Annotated in this window: 24 protein-coding genes, 1 pseudogene and 1 other annotated feature; of the genes and pseudogenes, 4 read left to right on the forward strand and 21 right to left on the reverse strand. The window is 37.2% G+C overall.

Annotated features, from left to right (window positions below; all coding sequences use genetic code 11):
* Positions 1-7: 7 nt before the first annotated feature.
* Positions 8-1,261, reverse strand: coding sequence for an MFS transporter (locus tag BPOF4_RS08965; protein ID WP_041822758.1), 1,254 nt, complete (start codon positions 1,259-1,261; stop codon positions 8-10).
* 57 nt (positions 1,262-1,318) lie between these two features.
* Positions 1,319-1,581, reverse strand: a binding site (T-box leader).
* Positions 1,582-1,805: 224 nt separating this feature from the next.
* Between BPOF4_RS08965 and BPOF4_RS08970 the strand changes: the two genes are divergently transcribed.
* Entirely contained in the window at positions 1,806-2,624 is an 819-nt protein-coding gene (locus BPOF4_RS08970) for an STAS domain-containing protein (protein WP_012958813.1), read from the forward strand.
* Positions 2,625-3,153: 529 nt separating this feature from the next.
* Here BPOF4_RS08970 and BPOF4_RS08975 read toward each other — a convergent pair.
* The 5 genes from BPOF4_RS08975 to BPOF4_RS09005 all read right to left on the reverse strand — a co-directional run bounded on the left by BPOF4_RS08975 (position 3,154) and on the right by BPOF4_RS09005 (position 7,199).
* Complete coding sequence (locus BPOF4_RS08975; protein WP_012958814.1) at positions 3,154-3,507, reverse strand: DUF2200 domain-containing protein; 354 nt, start codon at positions 3,505-3,507, stop codon at positions 3,154-3,156.
* Positions 3,508-4,150: 643 nt separating this feature from the next.
* Positions 4,151-4,627, reverse strand: a complete 477-nt coding sequence (locus BPOF4_RS08980; RefSeq protein WP_012958815.1) for a CarD family transcriptional regulator — start codon at positions 4,625-4,627, stop codon at positions 4,151-4,153.
* Positions 4,628-4,706: 79 nt separating this feature from the next.
* Positions 4,707-4,973 carry a hypothetical protein gene (locus tag BPOF4_RS08985; protein WP_012958816.1) on the reverse strand — a complete coding sequence of 89 codons (267 nt, stop codon included), beginning with the start codon at positions 4,971-4,973 and terminating at the stop codon, positions 4,707-4,709.
* Positions 4,974-5,516: 543 nt separating this feature from the next.
* Positions 5,517-6,176, reverse strand: coding sequence for an SOS response-associated peptidase (locus BPOF4_RS08995; RefSeq protein ID WP_012958818.1), 660 nt, complete (start codon positions 6,174-6,176; stop codon positions 5,517-5,519).
* A 645-nt stretch (positions 6,177-6,821) separates the two neighbouring features.
* The gene (locus BPOF4_RS09005; RefSeq protein WP_012958820.1) at positions 6,822-7,199 is read right to left on the reverse strand and encodes a DUF3221 domain-containing protein; all 378 of its coding nucleotides are present in this window, start codon (positions 7,197-7,199) and stop codon (positions 6,822-6,824) included.
* 317 nt (positions 7,200-7,516) lie between these two features.
* Here BPOF4_RS09005 and BPOF4_RS22185 point away from each other — a divergent pair, with 317 nt between their 5' ends.
* Together BPOF4_RS22185 and BPOF4_RS22190 are read left to right on the forward strand one after the other, a co-directional pair.
* Positions 7,517-7,690 (forward strand): hypothetical protein, encoded by a 174-nt coding sequence (locus BPOF4_RS22185; protein ID WP_158305561.1) that lies wholly within the window; start codon positions 7,517-7,519, stop codon positions 7,688-7,690.
* 12 nt (positions 7,691-7,702) lie between these two features.
* On the forward strand, positions 7,703-7,930 hold the full coding sequence (locus tag BPOF4_RS22190) for a hypothetical protein (RefSeq protein ID WP_218959107.1): 228 nt from the start codon (positions 7,703-7,705) through the stop codon (positions 7,928-7,930).
* A 254-nt stretch (positions 7,931-8,184) separates the two neighbouring features.
* Here BPOF4_RS22190 and BPOF4_RS09015 read toward each other — a convergent pair whose 3' ends face one another.
* From BPOF4_RS09015 to BPOF4_RS09025, 4 genes are all read right to left on the reverse strand, one after another.
* On the reverse strand, positions 8,185-8,409 hold the full coding sequence (locus BPOF4_RS09015) for a helix-hairpin-helix domain-containing protein (RefSeq protein ID WP_148229512.1): 225 nt from the start codon (positions 8,407-8,409) through the stop codon (positions 8,185-8,187).
* A gap of 71 nt (positions 8,410-8,480) precedes the next feature.
* The gene (locus tag BPOF4_RS09020) at positions 8,481-9,323 is read right to left on the reverse strand and encodes an esterase/lipase family protein (RefSeq protein WP_012958823.1); all 843 of its coding nucleotides are present in this window, start codon (positions 9,321-9,323) and stop codon (positions 8,481-8,483) included.
* 206 nt (positions 9,324-9,529) lie between these two features.
* The gene (locus BPOF4_RS22195) at positions 9,530-9,700 is read right to left on the reverse strand and encodes a hypothetical protein (RefSeq protein ID WP_012958824.1); all 171 of its coding nucleotides are present in this window, start codon (positions 9,698-9,700) and stop codon (positions 9,530-9,532) included.
* 11 nt (positions 9,701-9,711) lie between these two features.
* Entirely contained in the window at positions 9,712-10,134 is a 423-nt protein-coding gene (locus BPOF4_RS09025; protein ID WP_012958825.1) for a YhfM domain-containing protein, read from the reverse strand.
* Between the two features lie 192 nt (positions 10,135-10,326).
* Between BPOF4_RS09025 and BPOF4_RS22785 the strand changes: the two genes are divergently transcribed.
* The gene (locus tag BPOF4_RS22785; RefSeq protein WP_012958826.1) at positions 10,327-10,461 is read left to right on the forward strand and encodes a hypothetical protein; all 135 of its coding nucleotides are present in this window, start codon (positions 10,327-10,329) and stop codon (positions 10,459-10,461) included.
* Positions 10,462-10,509: 48 nt separating this feature from the next.
* On the opposite strand, the gene BPOF4_RS09030 is transcribed toward BPOF4_RS22785, so the two are convergent.
* The 11 genes and pseudogenes from BPOF4_RS09030 to BPOF4_RS09075 form a co-directional block, all read right to left on the reverse strand.
* Positions 10,510-12,132: a DUF262 domain-containing protein gene (locus BPOF4_RS09030; protein ID WP_012958827.1), complete on the reverse strand. Its 1,623-nt coding sequence runs from the start codon at positions 12,130-12,132 to the stop codon at positions 10,510-10,512.
* A gap of 18 nt (positions 12,133-12,150) precedes the next feature.
* Positions 12,151-13,422, reverse strand: coding sequence for a DEAD/DEAH box helicase (locus BPOF4_RS09035; RefSeq protein ID WP_012958828.1), 1,272 nt, complete (start codon positions 13,420-13,422; stop codon positions 12,151-12,153).
* Between the two features lie 228 nt (positions 13,423-13,650).
* Complete coding sequence (locus BPOF4_RS09040) at positions 13,651-13,851, reverse strand: hypothetical protein (RefSeq protein WP_012958829.1); 201 nt, start codon at positions 13,849-13,851, stop codon at positions 13,651-13,653.
* A complete protein-coding gene (gene istB, locus BPOF4_RS09045) occupies positions 13,848-14,597 on the reverse strand; it encodes an IS21-like element helper ATPase IstB (protein ID WP_012958830.1) in 750 nt (249 codons plus the stop codon). The genes BPOF4_RS09040 and istB overlap by 4 nt, the downstream gene beginning before the upstream one ends.
* Positions 14,587-16,149 (reverse strand): IS21 family transposase, encoded by a 1,563-nt coding sequence (istA, locus tag BPOF4_RS09050; RefSeq protein ID WP_012958831.1) that lies wholly within the window; start codon positions 16,147-16,149, stop codon positions 14,587-14,589. Before istA ends, istB begins: the two co-directional genes overlap by 11 nt.
* A 144-nt stretch (positions 16,150-16,293) precedes the next feature.
* Positions 16,294-17,463: a DEAD/DEAH box helicase family protein gene (locus BPOF4_RS09055; protein WP_012958832.1), complete on the reverse strand. Its 1,170-nt coding sequence runs from the start codon at positions 17,461-17,463 to the stop codon at positions 16,294-16,296.
* Positions 17,464-17,465: 2 nt separating this feature from the next.
* Positions 17,466-17,792, reverse strand: a complete 327-nt coding sequence (locus BPOF4_RS09060; RefSeq protein ID WP_012958833.1) for a nucleoside triphosphate pyrophosphohydrolase — start codon at positions 17,790-17,792, stop codon at positions 17,466-17,468.
* 18 nt (positions 17,793-17,810) lie between these two features.
* Positions 17,811-18,182 carry an HIT family protein gene (locus tag BPOF4_RS09065; protein WP_012958834.1) on the reverse strand — a complete coding sequence of 124 codons (372 nt, stop codon included), beginning with the start codon at positions 18,180-18,182 and terminating at the stop codon, positions 17,811-17,813.
* A 170-nt stretch (positions 18,183-18,352) separates the two neighbouring features.
* Entirely contained in the window at positions 18,353-18,913 is a 561-nt protein-coding gene (locus BPOF4_RS23025) for a DUF3427 domain-containing protein (protein WP_476489875.1), read from the reverse strand.
* Positions 18,887-21,234, reverse strand: a pseudogene (locus BPOF4_RS09070) (DUF8090 domain-containing protein); the annotation flags it as partial. The pseudogene BPOF4_RS09070 and the gene BPOF4_RS23025, both read right to left, overlap by 27 nt.
* A gap of 90 nt (positions 21,235-21,324) precedes the next feature.
* A complete protein-coding gene (locus tag BPOF4_RS09075; RefSeq protein ID WP_012958835.1) occupies positions 21,325-21,720 on the reverse strand; it encodes a (deoxy)nucleoside triphosphate pyrophosphohydrolase in 396 nt (131 codons plus the stop codon).
* Positions 21,721-21,749: the final 29 nt, after the last annotated feature.

The raw sequence follows: 21,749 nt of genomic DNA on the forward strand, positions 1-21,749 counted from the left end.
ATTCCACTCACACAGAATGACGAATCACCTCTTTATCCTCTCCACCATCACTCCTAAAGTAACTTTGACTCTTCTGCTTCATTACCGAACTTAAAGTAACCACTGTTAACATGAAAAATCCCAAGGACGCAATTAACCCTACAGGTCGTATGGATGTGAATTCCGCCGCAATCCCAATCGTAAGTGTCAAGATAACAATGAAAACAGCTTCTATGATCCCTAGAATACTACCGAACCTTCCCATCATCTCTACTGGGACATGGTTTTGATAAAAGGTTAAAAAGCCGGTATTGGAAAACGTAATTGCAGCCCCTATTAAAAAGCAGCCAACTGCAGCATGGTAAAAATGAGTTGAGCTATATAAAGCGAAGTAGCCAATAGCAGCAGCGGGAGTTCCGAATCCAATTAAAAACTTCACACGTAACGACTTCGCAAAAATCGAATTTATGATCGAGCCTGTAATGATTCCTGCGCCAAAAACAGCTAAGAAAAATCCATACGCAGTATCCGTCATCAGCAACACCCCTTTTGCAAAAGCCGCTTCTAATGAGTCGATCGCTGTCATAAAAATCGTCACCCCGCAGCCCAACAAGTAGATCTTAGCTACATAGGAAGATGATCTACAAAAGGTAGCTACTGTTTTCATATCATTTTTAATCATTGACCATGTGACCTTTGGTGAACTGCCTTGACCTAACAAAGGATCAACATTTGGTAACAAACGAATGATAAAGGCAGATCCAACTAATGCAGCTGCATTGACATAGATTGCCGTATAAGGTGTACCGACGATAAATAGAACGCCTGCCACAGATGGTCCGATGATTGTTCCGCTTGATTGAATAAAGCTTCGCAGTGCATTAAATCGCTGACGGTCTTCTTTTGGTATCAGCTTTGTCATGTAAACCATTGATGCAGGCTCAAAAATTGCGCTGGCCATATGGATAATAAAAGCCAGAACGTACACATAGAGTAAGGAGGGTACAAATGGAATGAGGAAAATTCCAATCGCCCTAAATACGTCGAGATAGATCATTAACGTGCGAGTATTCATCCGGTCAATATAGCTTCCTGCCCACGCATTCGAGCAAACAGCTGCGATTGGGCCAAGAATATAGAGGAGCGCCATCGCAAGGGGCGACTCTGTTTCATGTAATACAATGAGGTTGATCGCAATGAGATACACCCAGCCTCCAATGGTTGAAATACCTATACCGCTTAGTAGTAATAGTGGATCTTTCCATTTCAGCACCGACACCATTCCCTTCAATAAATGTTGAAAAACAACAAAAAAATCCCACCCCCAAAACCTAATCGTTTTGGGGGCGAGATTATGTCGCGGTGCCACCCCATTCACTTCTTCATCACTAAAGAAGCCTTATCAAGTACGGCATGGCTAGATTCCGCCTGCGATACCCTATCTCTGTAACGGGAGAACCCGATGCCGCATCATTATGGGTTACATAAATCCGGAGCACAGCTCAAAGCCTTGGTTCAACTCACACTCTTATCCCTCATTCTCAGCTACAGAGGTCTCTGTTGATAATGTAATGAGCCTACTCTTCTTTTCATCGCTTTTGATATGGAATTAGATCTTATCATATGGGAGTATCTTACTTTTGTAAATGCTTTATTTTTACTTTAGTTATACAACATACTTATATAGAAAGTTACTGAAATGATATTGTATTTATAGAATATTCAGTATACACTTTTGATAGGCCCTCTAATTAAGTTCACTCCTTGAAATTTCTCACACTATCTATCGATTACATAACTAAAAGAATTTTAGGAGAGGATCCACTATGGAAATATATAGCATGGGTAAGGAAGCAAATATTTATATTCAAGAGAACGTTGAAGAATTTAAAGAAATGCTGCTCTCAGAAGCGGTGAATGTATCAAGTAAGATCAGTGATATTTTAAAGACAGGCAACATTGATTTATTAAAAAATGCTCAACGACTAACCCGTTATGTCTTAGAGCAAGAAGATGATGAATTAATCTCTTTTGCTAATCAAGAAGGAGAAGCATGGGCCTCGCACTCTTTAACATTGTCATTAAAATTAGAATGGGTACAGGCTATTAGAAGAACGATCTGGAAGTTTGTTAATGATTTAGATTCGACGAAAAGATTTACAGACTCGCGTAATGATTTCTTTGAATTAGAGAAGATGATCAATGACAGGGTAGATCAGTTTCTTAACAACTTTTTCTTAAGGTATTCATGTTATAAAGATGAGATGCTGAATAAACAAAGACAAATAGTAGAGCATTTGTCGGTACCGATTATTCCTGTGCAAGAACATGTATCCGTCTTACCTCTTATAGGAAGCGTCGATTCGTATCGAATTCAAATTATTGAGGAGAAAGTGTTACACGAAATCGCTGAAGCGCGGATTCAAACACTTATTCTAGACCTTTCCGGAATAGCAGTAATGGAGAAAAATGTGATCGATCAATTAGATCAGATCTTAGCAGGTGCTTCTATGATGGGATGTAAGGCCGTTCTTACAGGATTACGACCAGACCTTGTAAAGAATATGGTGAAAGCAGGAATTCGTTTTGAAAATGATACAGACATTAGAGGAACGCTGCAAGAAACGTTAAAAGACTACCTATGAAATCAGCATGAACATAATAAATTCGCACTGTTCCCACATAACGCCGAGTAAATGAAAACACCGGACCATTGAGATGTGGATTCGGTGTTTTTTTATGGTGCTTATGTCCATTATGCAAGGAAAGTACCTTAAACATGGGGTATAGCAGACTCGCCGCTGCTGAACTATGCTTCGCTTTCCGTGTGGAGCTGGTGAGCTTCCTCGGGCTTGGGCCCTGTTGGATCTCACCCCTGCTCTAGTCCACACAGGAATCTACGCATATTTCATCCGCTAAGTTATTTGATTCGTTAAGATCACTGAACTGCATCTTATAATGCGGGAGCACTTTACAACATTTTCGCTACGTTGATTGGAGCGGAAGGTACGAGACTCCAGCGGGATTAGCGTTGACCATGGGAGACCCCACAGCAGCTAAAGCGACGAGGAGGCTCCCGGTCCGCCCGCGGAAAGCGAGTACCTGCAGCACAAATCAACAACTAAAGTTAGGAGACCCATACCCCGCCCTTTTTGATCTTTTAGAGAATTTGCATCAACCGCGCAAAATCTTCTCCATCGCCTTGCCTTTCGCTAATTCATCAATCAGTTTATCCATATAACGGATCTCCTGCATCGTTGGCTCTTCAATGTTTTCTACTCGAATGCCGCAGACTACTCCTTTGATCAGTTTCCGAGATGGGTTCATCTCAGGAGCTTCTGCTAAGAATGTTTCAAAGTCGGTCTCTTTCTCGATATGTGCCTCTAGTTCTTCCTGGCTGTACCCTGTTAACCAGCGGATGATTTCATCGACTTCTTCTTTCATACGGTCTTTTTTCTCGGCTTTTGCCACATAGCAAGGGTATACCTTTGCGAAGCTCATCGTATAGATCTTATGTTTAGTCGTCATCGTTTTCTCCTTTTTCTCTTTTCTTCATTATAAATTGGATGGCAGGATGGTTCAATTAAAGATCTCCTGTGGTGGAAAGGGATATTTCCTTTAAACTATTCCTTCATATTCCTATAGATGTTTTATGTCCTCTGTTAAGTACACAAAAAAATGGTTTCCTGATTTGGAAGCCATTTTTATAGGTGACCATATACTGTTACCAATTCGTTTTTCTCTTTTACGTAAAGAAGATAAACAACTACTAATCACTGTCTCAATAGATGAAAAATCTATTAAAGATAGATGTGAGAATGATTGTTTTTCTTCTAGAAATAATGACTTAAATAATAAATTGTATACCTAAAACAATGAAAGCCCTACCTCTCTTTCATCCTTACGGCTCCTTGTCCGTGCCAGTGTGAATCAGGATTGCAAAAATCAAGTGACTATTTTATCGAGTTATTTGATGAAGCTTCAAACGATCGTTAGAGAAAGTTAAATATTAAAAATGGGTTAGATTGTAGAAATAACAAAAGAGGTTAATGCTCTAAAGGTGGGTTGGAGAAGTTGAATGTCTTTGAAAGGATTTACTTCTAATAATAAACATATTCACCAAAAAATCAGGATGTTTCCGGGTGATGTAAGACGTTATTTTTAATTAACCTTAACAGAAACTTTTAATTTGATTTTCAGTAATCCCTTTAATGAATCCCAGTTCACTAATCAAAAATTCATGTGCGTTATCTAACATTTTTTTCTCGCTTGTATTAAGTGTTTTTTCTTTCTTCATTTGCATTAAATCACGAACAACTTCAGCACATTCTTGTAATTTACCTGTTTTTATTTTGTCCGTGTTCACTTTATACCTTTGTTTCCACGACAGTAAGCTATCTGATTCTCCATGTTGAAAAATGTGAATGATGTTTTTTAATGCAATTATGTCAGTAACAGGTCGTATATTTGAACTCAATATTTTACCTGTAGGAATCATGACTTGCATATTACCGATTGACATTTTTATAACATAATACTGTTGTTTTTTTCCTGAGATTTCCTTTTCTTCTATGGCTTTAATTATACCTGCTCCGTGCATTGGATAAACAATATTGTCGCCAATTTGAAACAAATAATCCACCTCCATATATGGTAACCTTCTTAACCTTAACATATATGTTGTTTTTTATCAAATTTTTAATAATATCATAAATTCACTTTTAACGTCAACTACTTTTTCTTGATTCCATCACAGCCCCTTCATACTCAACAACCACTCGGTCACCAACCGCAAACGTGTCTTCTTCATTCACAGACAAATTCACGCTCACCTTGTCACCAGAACTTAAGATCTCTCCCTCTTCAATCACAAAAATCGCACGGTCATTATGGATGCTTTCGATCATCCCTGTAAAAGCAGCATTTTGCATTTGATCCTCATTACTGAAAGCTGCAAGCAGACAGCTGGTAAGCACAATCAAAGTGTTATACATGAAGTTACCCCTAGTTTCTTTACTATAATACGATCGAAGCCGGAATAAATGTTTCAATTCATACAAACATTCCCAACACTTTGTTGTGCTAGACTCAGAGAATAGTTGTTCTCTTAAGGAGGCTTTGAAAATAGATCATAACATCAATCGTGAAAGCAGAGTGTTTATGGTAAACTTAATATGTAGATACTGGAAATCCTTTTATTTCATCTATGTCCATCTTGGGTTTCCTGTAGATTTTATTGGTTGTAAGGGAGTAATGGAATAATTATTTAGGAGGATTCGTTGTGAAATCTCGGCATGATCGAATACTGCTTTATATTGTGTGCCTCCTCTTCCCTTTCATAGGTGTGCTTTTAGCTCTTATTTGGTTAGGTGAGAAGGACTTGGAGAAGAAAAAGATGGGGAAAATCTGCTTACTTATGGCGTTAGCCTCCTTCCCTTTTTATATCGTATTTACGAATATCATAAGCATTTCTACATAATCGTATCGGTATATTCAACTTGAAAAGCGGTGGTCTCTTAAAGACCACCGCTCAATCTTTATTCTGATAAAGACTTAATACATTCCTCAGACTCATTTCTCGGATTATTTACATACGTTGAAACCTCGTGAGCAGTCATATATTGAGCTGGGTATGGTTTAATAATATCTTTTACTATTTCTTTATCTTCTATGGAAGGATCTAACCACACTTTTCTTTCCTCATCCCCTAGAATGACTGGCATTCTATCGTGTATGTCTCTCATAAATTCATTCGGTGCTGTTGTTAAAATCGTGCAGGAAACGATCTCCTCATCCCCTGATTTCCATCGATCCCATAGACCGGCAAAGGTGAAGATCCTGTCGTTTACAGTGATTCGATAGGGCTGCTTCGTTTCATCTGTTCTCTTCCATTCATAGAATCCATCTGTCACAATTAAACAACGCCTTCTTTTCAGCAAGCGTTTAAAAGCAGGCTTCTCATCCACTGTTTCACCGCGGGCATTAATCATTTTATACCCTATCTTTGGGTCTTTCGCCCACACAGGGACAAGACCCCACTTTAAATATCCAGCCTTCCTCTTCTTTCCATCTGAAATCACGCTTAAGACAGGCTGGCTTGGAGCGATATTGAATCTTGGCTCATAGTCATCTAAATGAACATTAAGCTGCTTTTCAATTTGTTCTTTAGTTGCGGTTAACGTAAACCTGCCACACATGAAATCACCTCTTTGAACTATTATACCTAGTGTGAATTCAGTAAGTATTTCGGTTATTCCTGTTCTTTTCAATCAAATGCTGCACACCATATAAGAGGTAGGCTTTGTAATGAATATAGAAAAAGAATTGCACGTAGTTTAGTCTTTTTAACTTGATGATTTTAATTTTCTTTAAAAAAGGCATGAATAAAAAGCTGAAAGCTGCGTTAGCCAGAGCGTTAAGTAAAACAAACTTCTTAAAATTCCCGTATGAAAATTTATGAATCCAGACAGCAATTGGGATATAGGGGCCTATGTCAAAGGGCAGTTCGTCTTTTATAAATGATCTCGGTTTATCATAAAACTCCCACCATCCTCGCATGTGTCCATAGATATGGCTGATCATTTCTAAAGTGGCTATGATAAAGCTGGAAGCAAAAAACCTTTTGAAATGCCTTTTGCCAATAAACAGTAATGAAAGCCATGGAACTAGTATAATGATTAGATTAAAAAGGATATGTCGTCTAGAAGTTTTCATAAATGGATACACCTCGCATAGAAACAGTGCTCTTAGAGTACCCAAATGCGACATATACAATCCTATTCATAAACAATATAACGAAGATCTAATCTTCTGTGAATGTTTTAGGTGCTTGGTGTTTAATTTTAATTAATCAATTTGATTGAAATCGTATGAACCTGCAAAGGGTAAGATTCCATCACAGCCCCGTCATACTCAACAACCACTCGGTCACCAACCGCAAACGTGTCTTCTTCATTTAAAGACAAGTTCACGCTCACCTTATCACCAGAGCTTAAGATCTCTCCTTCTTCAATCGCAATAATCGCACTGTCATTATGGATGCTTTCGATCGTACCGGTAAATGAAGCTTCTCCTGTTAACTCATGCTCACCACTATTGCATGCTGTGATGATTACTACTGTGAGAATAAAGCTCAGTAAAATGAATCGTTTAGTGATGAAAACCACCAGCCCCTTTTCTGAATTAATTATAAGACGTTTACCTTTTACTTTCCGTTTCAAATTGTTCAATTTTCACAAGAACTTTGTTTTACTAAATTAAGTTTAAAAGTATGACGGGTATGGATTTATCTACTTAGAACCTTGGCTTTTTCTTGATGATTCCATTTTAACCCATGCTTTCTTTAACTCACCACTAAAGTTTTAATAAACAATGAGTAACTTTACAATGCTTCCTTGGTGTTATGAATCATTCTTGGCAAGGGGTAATAGGCAAATCACCGGGTTCAAGTTCGACGGAAGTAAAAAAGTTATTACTATTATCAGTACACTGGATAGCAATAGTATAAAAATCATTCTCTTCATTTCTACTAAATAAAGTGAGATTAAAAACTGCTCTACATGACTCTCCATTAACTAGTAGGAATCCAATACCCGAAGCAGCTAATGCTATTCCGTCTTCTATTGAAAAACATGTGGGAGCGGAGACAAATGATGAAAATAACTCTGTTGTTTCGCCACCACTTAACGAAACGTTACGAAAACGAACGTAACTTGCAAGTTCATTGCAATTTGGACAAATGCTTGCTTGTAAAAATATCCCTGGTACGGAACTCTCTACAGTAGCAGAACATTCACACTCACCATTCACAGGAATCGGTGTAGCAGTTGATGTTATATTGATGACTGGATTAACATTGATTGTTGGATTTGCTGTGTTTGTATTAGAAGGGTTATTCTCAATTTCATTCTTATTTTTTATGGGACAACAACATGATACACACTTGCAATAATTACATCTCTGCCTATCAGACATAAGTTATAGCCTCCTAAACTCTTAAGATATTATTAGCTTATGCCGGCATCAGTATGATGTTTAGGTATTGGCAGGAGATTAATAGTGGAATTAGTATAAAGAAATCAATATAAATGTTGACCTGCTAATGTAAATGGGTTCATAAAAGGTACTTATTGTAAGAGGCACGCAATATTTAATTTAGAAATCAACAAAAAAGCTCATGCCTAGATGAGCTTTTCATTGACCATACTATTTCTCCTTAAACGATAAGCCTGCTTCCACTAATGAAGCTCTCATCGTTGGCAGTGATGCTGGGCCAACGCCGTGGAGTTTCAGGATTTCTTTTTCTGTGTAGGTTGAAAGCTTCTCCAATGTATCAATTCCTTCGTGAACTAAAGCGCTTCTTGCTGGTGAACTTAGCTTCGAAAGGAAGCCGTTGTCTGATGCCACTATAGATCCCTCCTCGTCTACTATTTGCTCTTCAAGTCTCTGTGATGTATGTATGTCTCTTCTTCATTATACAAAGAAATAAGAACAGACTCTACTTACCTTTTTACTGCGCGCTCAGGGTTTGCAGGCCCTTCATGTTCTAGTGCATCAAAAACAAAAGAAAACGATAATTGATCGTACACAATTCCCTGATGGCCAATTAAATTGAATCTGTAATAGTCTTGGATGGTGATATTTGATACCTGCTTTTCAGGGCCATCTAGGAATGCCGATGTATAAGGAATCACAACTTGATCCGTTTTTGTAGAGATGACAGTATAGGAGACATTTCCAGGGGTCTCGTTCCCTTTATTCAATTCCTCTAAGAACTCAGATCCAACGAGCTGCTGCTGGCACGCTAAACACGAGGTAATATCTGCTGCTCCTGAATTGATCTGTTCTAATCCAAAAAATCCGGTTGTTCCATGGTTAGAAGGGACAAAAGCAATCAGATTCTCCACAAATTTATCTCCGCCCAAAAACTTTAAGTAGTATCTCGGCATCATCCCGCCTTGGCTATGACCTATAATATCGACTTTGTCAGCCCCGGTTAATTGCAAAACATTATCTACAAACTCATTCAATTCTATAGCTGACTCTTTAATATCACCTGTTGATGGTCCAGAGTGAGTTAAACCGTAATTCATTGCATAGACACAGTATCCTTTTTTAGCAAGCTCGGGTGAGAGAGTCAGCCAATTTTGAGCACTTCTTTCAAATGTACCTGGAACAAGAATAACTGGGTTAGGCTTGTCTGAAGCTGGTTCACAATTTGGCAGGTTTGCTCCAGGCGGCGGTGTTCCTTGTTCAAGCAAGAATGCCTCTCCAGCCTTAAAATGATCGGGCAAAACGAAAAAGAAAGCGATTGCAATAATGAATTGAAACGAATATTTAACCATCTAACATTCCCCTTTTCCATCATTTAAGCTGCTCGTTCACACAAAAAAGCTCACAAAATGACTGCCAGGCAGTATTTCAATGAGCTTCTCAACATCTCCGCGCAAACGATTAACTTAACATTAAATATACAGAATATTTAGAATGGTGTCAAAGTAATTTATTCCCATGTACTATTTACTAGAAATGTGAGCCGGAATTTAAAACCCTACTTCCCCTTATTCATAAAAAATCCAATTAAAACCGTAATAAACCCAGCAGCAATAAGAAGCTGCACCGCATTCGTCGGGCCAGCATCCCAGCTTGAAGTGTTCTGTATAAATAAACCTAAAAGCATGATCGAAATCCCTAGCAGCATTACTTTTATCGGGTCTTTCATAAAATGTCCCCCTATTCTCTTTCTACTAGCTCACAAAGCATTTTCGTCGTATTGGCATTCGTCATATAGGTCTCTTCAAAATTAGGTAAATAGGTAAGAACACTTTCTTCACCTTCATCACCAAGCCATACATAGCCGCCGTGCATCGGCAATCCATTAGCATAGGTAACGACGATTTCATAATCAGGGTAGGTAGTAATCTCAACTGGCCGCTCCCTTGTGTTTTTCATGATCTCTCGAAAGGACTGAATGGCTGCTTCGTCTGTATACGTATAAAGAATGTCATCATCTGGATTCATGACACCTCCTCTTGGGTAGGAAACATCCATTTGGACGATAGGCTCTTCAAGCAACACCATCGACTCGCCGCGGTTCAGGCAGCCGGTTAATAGTAGGGCTATTAGTAAAGTGATGATTGCAGCTGATTTTTTCATGTATGGTTCCTCTTTTTGTTAATTTAGTTATCTATTGATTCATAAGCGATTATAAATTCATCAATTATATAATCAGTCACTTGCTAACCTACAATAAATTGAATAGATTGGTAAGTATAATTGTAAAATAATCCGGATACGAGATGCAAAAATGTTTCAGTTAATGTAAAACAAGGCGAATTAAATATCGCAATGTTCATAGTTAATACCGATCAATTTGTTTCACAAGATGACATTCCAATGTCTGATGTTATATTAGAAGCTTCAGATATTGAGTTTATGCTTGAAGAAGTAAAACAGTATGGCGAAAATTTAGGTACGTGGTAAAAACAAATCCCCTTCACTTTCTGTAGTGTAAGGGGATTTATTTATTTACTATATAGTTTCTACAAGATTAGACTTACTAGTAATCAACCATTTATTTAGCTCTTCTGCAATCAATTCTGCTCTTTTCTCAAAGAATGTTTCATAGTCATCTTTAAGAACACCAAACTCATTTAAATCTCCTATTAAATGATCTTTCATCGTTTCTCTTATTTTACTGTTTTGCTCAACAAAATCCTTCATGTATTCGGACGGCGCTTTTGCTCTGATTATATTCTTATTTAAGAAATCATCTACAATTGTAATATTTACGATATGATTGATATAGAACATATCCTCACCTTTTTTTTGAAGATATGCTTTAGGGAAAAAATGATGATAGTTCTTACTATTTGCCTGCTTCAAGAAACTGTTATTGATACGAACGACTGAATTGTCACTAAATGATTTTGGCTCATGATATGCCATCAAGCAAAGGATAGATTTAATAAAGCTTCTATTGACACTGAAATGACCATTATTAATAATTAAATCCTTTGTTACATTCAATTTTAAATCATATTTAGGCAGCTCGCCTTTTAAGATAACGTCAATTCGCTTAATATCTTGACCTAATCTAGTTTCTAATGCGCTTGAATACCTTTCTGATAGAGATACTCTCCAAAAGAAATCATCTAATAGTTCACGCATATATCCGGTTGGCTTGTTTTTATGGTGGTAAAAGAAATATGCGAATGTCACCACTAAGCCGTTATATGGTAAGAGTCTTGATACCGGAATTCTGTAATAGTTTCTAAAGTATTCAATAGCTCTTTCAATAGCGTCTACTGCTTTATCCCAAACGTAAATAAAATCAGCTTTTTCTAATCGTAAAATATGCTGCCTAGAACATTCTTTAACTAGAATTGTAGAAACTACTTGTAGAACGGTACTTTCTGGAATGGTCTCATATTCGACCTGTTCCAGCCTAGTCAACAAATCATCATATTTCTCTGACAGGTCAAAGTTCTTAGAAGCATCGTATGTTTTAGCTACCATAATTTCAAAAACAGTTAAGCTTTTACCGCCCACATTCAGACGTGTAAATACTTCAGTTGCCACATCAATTGTAGCATCTCTTAATAAAATCGTGGAGAAGCGGTATGTGTTCATTCTATTTTTGTAATCAGTTAGCTTACTGTGATAACTCTTCGGATACTCAATGAGAACTGAAATATCACCTTCGAGTAAATTACGTAAAGAGATCACTTCTTTAGGGTTACGATCCTCTATATCTGTAACGACAAGCTGGTCGTCTTCATCAGCTACTAAATCTATATACAGCTCAGCAAAATTATCTTTTCTAGTTTCTCGTTGTACCAATAGCCCTTTAAGTGTTGCATAAAGGCTTGTCATTCTTTGCTGGCCATCCAATACATATTGAGCTTTAGAGCCTAATGGGGTAGGCGGCAATTCTGCCCCGCCAATGTTTTTTATTGATCGCAGTTCTTCTCCTGACTCCCAGAGTATGAATGTTCCGATCGGATAGCCTTTTAGAATACTATCAATCAATTTAGCAGATTGATTAATTGTCCATACAAAATCACGCTGAAATTGCGGAATTTTAATAATCCCTTTGTCTATGTCACTAATTAACGTACTAAACGTCATAGACTGAGGTTCTGGTTGATACATTACACTTCCTCCACATCATTACTTGTTTTTTGCTTTCATTTCAAAATGTCTATGTAATCGATATTCACAAATCTCTTTTGTCCATTCAAATAGAGTTTCCTTATGTTCATGAAGCACGTCAAACGTCATTTTGAAACGATCTCCGTCAAATTCGACTAAGCCCTTAGATTTTCCAGCCCACATAGTCATTGGCATAGTTGCAATCAATTTAGCAACCTTCTTTTCATTGTATTCCCACATAGCTCTAGTATTTTTGGCTGAGAAGTCTATTTTTTTTCGGTATTCTTCTGCCATAAAAAAGGAATGGAAATAAGGAGCTGCCTCACTTGGAGTAATTGCTTTAAACCAATCATCTTTACCACGGGTAAGCATATAAGACAAAACAACCATCTTATAGCTCTTATTCATATCGGTAGTTTCAACTTCTTTTAACCAATCTAAATACAGCTCGTATGTTTCAATTTGTTCCTTGTCTAAAGCATTAGCTTCTTTTAGAAAAGCATAAAATGAGCCAAACTCAACCCTATATTGATTGCCATCGAAGCTCCCTTGTAAGTGTAACTTTTTATAAGTTGGTCTTCTACCTATTTCTCTAACCACATTATGGAAAGATGCTATCATCTGTTCTCGACGAGGTTTTCTTTTTAACTGTAATTGATTTAAAAGGTCTATTACCTTTGTTTCTAAATCAAACGAGCATAGATCCGGCACAGATGGAATGGAAGCTGATTTCTTAGCTGACTTCGTATCCTCTTCTTCTTGTCTAAACACTCTTAACTTTACGTCTGCATTACGATAATTTCCTATAAGATCAATAATCACGCATGCTTCTTTATCGTCGGCCAAACGTAATCCTCTTCCAACTTGCTGGATGAATACACTCAGTGATTCAGTAGGACGAACAAAGAGTAATGTATCAACAGTCGGAATATCGATACCTTCATTGAAAAGATCTACTGTTAGGATGATTTCAAGCTCACCTGTTTCAAGTTTACGGATTGCCCCTTTTCGATCAGTGGAAGATGTTTTTGAGTTTAAGCTGATACAAGACACACCTTTTTGTTGAAAGCACTCTGCTAAATAGTTAGATTGCTTAATAGAAGAACAGAATACAAGCGTTCTAGTTTGTTTGTACTTAAGCCATGCATCATAAATATTGTTAAAAACATCATCACTTAACTGCTTATTTAAAAGCTCACTTTCATCATATCGTGTTCCCAACCATGTTATGGATGAATAGTCGATTTCATCATATACACCGTGATAACGGAAAGGAGTGAAGAAGGACATAGGTTAGCCCCATCTCTGCCATCTTTTTGACCCACTCCGGACAAGATATTGATCCACTTATGACAGAAGTGATCCACAACCATATAAATAGTGAATCCAAAAGTATTATTGGTGTAATCTTTCCGTATGAGTATTGAGCCAGAATGAGCCAGTAAGTGCCGGGGAGAGAGACAATAGTAGATTGATATAAAGCCATTGAAACCTGAAACATTCCAATGGCTGTTTGACTTATTTAAAGCTTTTACCGTCTAGTTCTTGATTAATTATCTCAAGAGACCAACGAACGAGTTCATCGTAGTCTAATTCCTCTTCACCTTTCCAAATACATGGAGGTAGGAGTTTTTCTTCCACTTTCCGCATTACTTCATCAGGTAAATACATGTGTAAAAAATACTTCGCTATACGGATTTCAACTTCTTCTGGGATCATTTTGATACCGCCAATCCGTGACGTTCTCTCATGGAGACTTCACCGTCAATAAGTATGGTGTAGGAATCGTGCACAATTCTGTCTAGAATGGCATCTGCCAGTGTACCTTCACCAATTTTATCGTGCCATCCTCTAGGATCAAATTGAGAACAAAAGATAGTTGATCCTTGCTGGTGGCGTGCTTCTACGATTTCAAGAAGATCTCTTGCCTCAGTCTCTTTTAACGGAGTTAATAGCCACTCATCTAAGATGAGTAGGTTTACATTCTTGTATTTTTTCATCACCTTTCTATAAGTTCCTTCTCCTCTTGCGATTGCTAATTCATCCAAGAGGTCTGGTAATCGAATATATTTCACTTTATACAACTGACGACATGCAGCTATGCCAAATGCACAAGATAAATAGGTTTTTCCATTTCCAGAAGCACCCATTAATATAATATTGTGATGTTCTTCAATATAATTACAGGTTGCTAATCGTAAAATTTGCGCTTTATCAAGCTTTCTATCCGGATGATATTCAATATCCTCGATACATGCCTGTGTATCACGTAATTCAGCCGACTTGATCAGGCGATCAAGTTTATTGTTTTGTCTTCTGGACCATTCGATATCAACGAGTAACCCAAATCGTTCCTCGAAAGATAGTTCTTGGTATTCTGAATTTCTCAATTGTTCTCTTAATGTTTCTGCCATTGCAGTCATTCTCATTTCATTTAATTTTGTTAAAGTGTTATCAATTGTCATTATTATTCCCTCCGTAATAATCAGCGCCACGAGTAAACCCGTAAACGTTATCATTTTTTTGTGTGCTCAACTGTTTGCTTGTATCCTCTACTGGTAATTTGTCATGTCCTGTTTTTAGGATGGTTTGAATGCTTTTTAGTTTGGGTCTTGGCGTATAGGACAACACTCTTTCACATGCCTTCTCTATGCGTTCGATAGAGTATTTATCTGCTAGTTTCATTAATGCATAGGCAGATTTCAGGCCCTGCTTTTCAGTCGGATAAGATTCTAAGATTCTTTCAATGGTTAATAAGGTGGCAGGGCCAGTTGTAGCACCCCACTCTAATATAAATTCCTTATCAAATGATGCATACTTTCTATGGTCTCTAGGCATATGATCAGGAATAGTACTGAAATCTCCACCTGACTTATTTGATCTTTTATGCGAAGCAATTCGTATATTCTTATAAAATACTTCAATGATATTCCTCGTTACTCGAACGTCTACCACATATTTGATATAATCATAGGGAACAGAGTAATAGTTATGATCCACTTTTATATGATAGTCAGGCTGGACAACGGTCTTTGCCCAGCTTGCGATCTCATAAGGTGAATGAGGCAGGGGAATCAATGCAAATCTTTCTTCCTCTAAAAATGCTTCCTGCCTATTCCCTTTTCTCTTTTGGAAAGGTTTTGTATTCACTACATCTAGTTTTTCTTTTATCGCTTTGTTTAGTTCAATCAAAGAAAAGAACTTTTCATTGCGAAGAGAAGCGATGATCCAAGTTGAGATATGACCAACATTACCTTCTACACTTGGTTTGTCCTTGGGATGACGTACACGTGCTGGGATAATAGTAGTCTGGTAAAACTCAGCCATTTCCTGATAGCTTTGATTAATAATAGGATCGGTACGGGAAGACTTTGTCACTCCTGTCTTTAAGTTATCGGGAACAATAATCCTCGTGACTCCCCCATAAAATTCAAAAGCATGAATATGGGCTGTAATCCAACTCTCTACATCCATGGATAAGAATCCTTCTACATACGCATATTGACTACATGGCAATGCAGAAACAAAAATATAAACAGGAGCTTCTTCTCCTGTTAGATTGTTCGTGATATGCATAGTTTGACCTGCCCAGTCCACTTCCATTTGTTCCCCAGGCTTTCTTTTGATGCGCATTGTTGCTTTGGTTTTCCTTGCATAGTCGTTGTAAAATCTACAAAACTGACGATAACTGTACGGAATTTCATCGTTTGCCCTGCACTGTAAAGAGTACTCGTCCCATAAAAGGGAGAGTGTTACCCCAGTTTTAGCCAATTCCTTATGAATATACTCGCCATCAGGCTTTCGACGATGGTCTGACGGCACCTTTTTCTCAGGGAATAAAATCATTTGTAGGTCTTGATCTGTCATGTCCTTTTCTATTGGCCACTGAATGTTCTTCTCTTCCGCTCGCCGAATTACTTCTCTAATTGTGTTTCTAGAATGGCCACAGCTCGAAGCTATCCCCCTTTGTGTGACTTCCTGCGCATGAAGCCTTAAGATTTCTCGATACTTAACCACAAAAAAACCTCCTATATAATAAATTTGCACAAATGTGCTCCTTCATTATATAGGAGGGTGGGTCAGTCATGTCTTAATTGGATCAAATTCATGTCCGAGGCGGATCAAAAAGATGGCACAACTGGTTCAATCGGATGGCTGTAATCAAGGAGCCAGCCAGCCTTTTTCAATGGCTGTCAGAAAGTCTATTTTATAAGCCACGTTTCCATCACAAATAGCATAGACATCTTTACCATCCATGCGATCAGGAGTTGCGGTCAATCCTAATAAAAATGAATAAGAAAAATATTCAAGAACATGCTGGTAAGACCTTGCAGCTGCATGATGAAATTCATCAATGATAATTAAATCAAAGGCATCTTTATCGAATTCTTCAACTTGTTTCTGGTTTGCTATTGAAAAGATTGATGCAAATACAAAATCCGCGTCCCTTTCTTTCTCTCTGGCATTGAAAATACCACATGTTCGATCAGGCATCACATGATTAAATGTCTTCTTTGCTTGATATAAGATCTCTTCTCGATGTGCAATAAAGAGCACCCTCTTAAAACGACGTGCAAAGAAGGCGGAAAGATATGTTTTTCCTAACCCCGTAGCCATAACAACTAATGATTTATCATATCCATCATCCAAGGTTCTCTCTAATTCTTCTAGAGCTTCGAGCTGAGCTTGCCTTGGCTTTAGCACTTGATAAGGTTCTGGAGGGTCATGAAGTATAGGTGTATGTTCCTCCTTCTGACCAAACATTAATTCTTTTTCATCATCTGCGTCCCATTCATCAAACCAATTATCTCGTGAATGATTTTGTAATAAATACATTTCTTCATACGCTTTGATTGTTACGTCATTCACTGGAATCGTATGTTCACTTAAGAATAGTTTCATAAATTCGTGTATGGCTTCTTCATAAATGATGTGGTCATCTTTTGATGGAATGGAAACATTCCACTCAACCCCTGATGTTAAAGCGGATTTTGACATATTAGAAGAGCCGATAATTACATGACCTGTCTTATCCTCAAATTGAAATAAATAAGCTTTGGGATGAAACGATCGCCCATTGTTTTTCCATAACCTGACCTCAATACGTTCATCAAGGTTAAATAGAGTGCGCAGAGCATCAGGATGGGTGATATACATGTAATCACCTGTACACACTTTCACTTCTGCGCCTCTATCTAGTGCTTGTTTTAAAGGGCTTTTTAACAAATCTACACCTGATTTCATTAGGAAAGCTGTTACTATGTAAATGGAAGAAGCTTTTTCAATTGATTCTTTTATTTCATCAATTAATAGTTCTGTTACTAGACGCATCCTTACTCATCCTCTACATCAACTAAAAAGATTCGTTCGTTAAAACCTCCGCGCTCGTTTTGCTTTTTCTTTCTCACGGTTTCAATCTCTCCCGGTCTAATATTGTGAATCGCACCAAGCGCATAGACGACTTCTAATAGATCGGCCATTTCTTCGATAATATCTTTCTTCGTACCAGCTTCAAGCAATTCCCCCATCTCTTCTCTCAGTTTTACTTTAAGCTGCCCTTCATAGTCTGCTTTATTTAAAATATCCGTACGAAATTCTTTTCCAGTCTTCTCTATAATCTCAGGGATTCTATCTCTTACTAGTTTGTTATATACAGGCATGGCACTCACCTTTACTGTTTAATAGGATTGTTTTGCTGGAATAACCCCTCTAACTCCGCCACGAGGATTCTCCATATCTCCATTGTACCTTGGAATAACGTGGATGTGGGCATGAAAAATTGTCTGGCCAGCAGCCTCACCACAGTTCATGCCGATGTTAAAACCATCTGGAGAATATGTGTCATTCAGGAACGCTCTGGCAGTATGCACGAGCTCAAATAAAGCGGCCTGTTCTGTGCTCGTTGCTTCAAAGTAATCAGCTACGTGGCGCTTAGGGATGATAAGGATATGCCCTTCGGTAACAGGGTATCGATCGTAAATCGCGTAAGCGTGTTTGTTTTCAAATAAATAATCTTTGATGGTGCAGAATGGACATTGGTTGTTTTGCATAATGGTACTCCTTTCTTGTGCTTGAAATTTTACTCAAAATGAAAAACTACAAACTTGAAGGCTTGTAGTTTTCTGCAAACAGTTTCATGAATACAATTTATTCTTCAGTATTTAATCTACTAATACCTATTCGGTTATAATAAGTAGCAGATAGATTCAATAGTTTTTATCTACTCTTCTATTAAATAATGATATAGGGACGTTTCCACCGTCTCTTTTAACTTGAATTGAATACGAACCACTGGTAAGTCATTTCCTGGCATAGTTGTTTGCTCGATGGTCGGTCTATCCGGGGTAACTTCTCCTAAATAATAAAAATCTGTTCCTTCTGCATTGTCTTTCTTCACAAATAGATGCATAGTAAGGTTATTATCTTCAGAGTTGATGATCTTTTTTACTTCATCAGACTGTAAGGTACGATTACTTCGTGTGTACCATTGAAACACATCTTGACTTAAGAATGCATCACCATAATTAATGCTTGATCCTTCTTCTTCCTGTTTATGGTACGTTACAAAAATAGGACATGTTCCATGTTTTGCTTTGTACCCATACATTGTTGAACTTTCATCATTCAACCAATTGAGTAGTTTACACGCATCTTTACGAGAATATTTCTGGTGAAGTGTAAGTGCAGTAGAGCTATCATATTGCTTACTCTTATGTTCAGCTACTTGTAAAATGTTCTTAACCTGTTCATAAAAATGTGGGTTATTTTGCAGCGATTCCATAAAATTTCGGTTCCATTTATATCGATTCATCTCATATTCTACTATAGGCTTGTCCCCGTATTTTTTTATAGTTGCTGAAGTATAAAAAGAAAGATCAAGCACACGTGAACAGATAGTAATGTATTTTTATCAGTTAGATAGCCACTATCTTTCCATCTCCTTAGGATGGTACTCTCCTCCACTATTCCTTCAGCCAATAATACCTGTAATAATGAGATCTCATGCTTTCGTTTTCCGTTGAGAATTTCCTGGGACAGCATTGTTAAAACCGTTTGTTCGTATGAAGTAAGCATTGGTACTTTCTCCTTCAGTTTAACAAGAAATTGATAATAATTTTTATGTTCTGTAACGATCACAATAGGGTCAAGGGAGTTGGTAGTATAAAAATCAAGCAAAGAAGGTACACGTCCTAGCCGTTTTTTCAATTCGATATAAGCTTCCCTTAAAATCTTCATGGATGTTAACTTAGAATCACTAATAGACTTAAATATTTGCTTCTTGGCAATTTCCTCGAAATTTATTGATGATACCCCTTTTATATAACATGTATCCTTGGTATTTTTTCTAATTGAATCTTTATTTTGCGAACGATCACCAGATAATGCTACTGGAATGAGGTAATTATTTTTGTAATTACCAATAAAATCAATAATAGTTACGAATTCTTTGGAATTGTGTTTGCGTAGACCTCTACCAAGCTGTTGAATAAAAATAATACTTGACTGTGTTTGTCTTAACATAACCACTTGGTTTATGCTCGGGATGTCTACTCCTTCATTAAAAATATCAACAGTAATAATGTAATCTAATTCTCCACTTTCTAATTCATTAACTCTACGTAACCGTTCATCAGGAGAATGATTTCCAAGTAATGCAACTGTTTTAAGCCCGTGTTCATTCAACGCCACCGTCAATTTTACTGCCTCTTCTTTTCGACTACAGAACATTAAACCACGGACATGATCGCCTGAATGACCATAATAATTAATTTTCTCAAGAATATGTTGAACACGTTCTTCGGTTATTAACTTAGACAAAGTAGCTGTTTCATCTATTAGTTTTCCTTCATACTCGTATTCAGTGACTCCAAAATAATGAAACGGACAAAGCATATCTTCTTCTAATGCTTCTTGTAAACGGATCTCATATGCAATGTTGTAATCAAAAAGTTCGTATATATTAAAGTCATCAGTCCGTTCTGGGGTCGCTGTCATTCCCATCATGAAAGTTGGTTGAAAATAATCCATTACTTTTAAATAAGTATTTGCCCCTGCTTTATGTACTTCATCAATTAAAATGTAATCGAAATCTTCAGGTGTAAATGTTAATAATACATCCTCTTTTGAGAGTGTCTGAATTGTTGCAAAGAGGTATTTAGCATTTGTCTCCTTTTTATTACCAGATAGGATGCCGTAGTCTTTGTCAGGGCCGCCGAGTATAAGTTGGTAATCATCTTTGGCTTTATGTAATATCTGCTCTCTATGAACAATAAATAACATTTTGTTGGGAGCAAAACGTCTAACGTCAAAAGCAGATAAAAACGTTTTTCCTGTACCAGTGGCTGATACAATAAGAGCTTTCTTATTCCCCGCTACTCGAACAGCTTCAATATTTTCAAGTGCAGCTTCTTGCATTTTATTCGGTTTGATAGAAAGCGCATCTTCAATAGAGTTAATTCTATAATCTAAGGGCATTTCTATAATGCTATCTTTGTTTCTAAATTGCTCGCTCTTAAAAATACGTTCATACTCAGTAATCCAAAGTAAACTTAAGGGAATCGAATCCTCCCAAACATCTTCAAACTGTTGAGTAAAGTGGCGAATGATCTCACCATTTTCGAGCGAATCCAATTTAACGTTCCATTCGTAGTTTGCTTTAAGTGCCTGAGCGGTTAAGTTCGAACTGCCTACAATGAGTGAGAAATGAGTAGAGTGTTTAAAAATATACCCTTTTGAATGAAACCCTTTTAGATTTGTTAATCGTACATCTAAATTAGGTATCTTTAATAATTCTTTAAATACTTTTGGTTGGTTAAATTGGAGGAAAGTAGAGGTTAAGATTCTTCCCCTAACATTTCTTTGGTGCAGGTCCCAAAGAATAGACTTTAATGTTGCTAGTCCACTTTCAGTTATAAACGCAACAGAGAAGAAGAAGTCTTCACACTGTGAAAGCTCCTCTTGGATTGTTGATAGGATCGTTTCTTTTGCATTAGTATTATTCACAAGTAATTTTGGCTTGTGTTTAGAAGATCGACCCTGTGAATGATCAATAAACCCTTTATAGATTGATTCTTGCAAATTAGTTAATATATTATTATCCATCTGATCACCATTCTGTTCTTTTTATACCTAAAATTGTAAATGTAATAGATTCAAATGTAAATAAAAAAGCTACTCTTATAGGAGTAGCTATTAAACATATAATGACTCAATCTTTTCGATCGCTGGTATATCAGCAGGAGCCCATTCTAATTGATGCAATTCATTTGGAGTTAACCACTTCATATCTATATGCTCCGTTAATACTGGTTTCTCCTCTATTAAATTACAGCGAAAGGTCGTTAAGTGTACCACACCAAAATCATACTCATAGATGGTATATTCAATTTGTTCATGCACATCTATTTTACACTTCATTTCTTCTAATAACTCACGCTTTAAAGCATCTGCAGGACTCTCACCCTTTTCAATTTTTCCACCTGGAAACTCCCAAAGGTGAGGAAGAGCTTTCTCACCTCCCCTTTTTGCACAGAGAATTTTATTGTCTTCAAATATTACTGCTCCTACTACGTGTATGTTTTTTTTCAATGTTGTAACTCCTCTCTGGTTGCTTGATG

Source organism: Alkalihalophilus pseudofirmus OF4, from assembly GCF_000005825.2.
Classification (GTDB): domain Bacteria; phylum Bacillota; class Bacilli; order Bacillales; family Bacillaceae_D; genus Alkalihalophilus; species Alkalihalophilus pseudofirmus.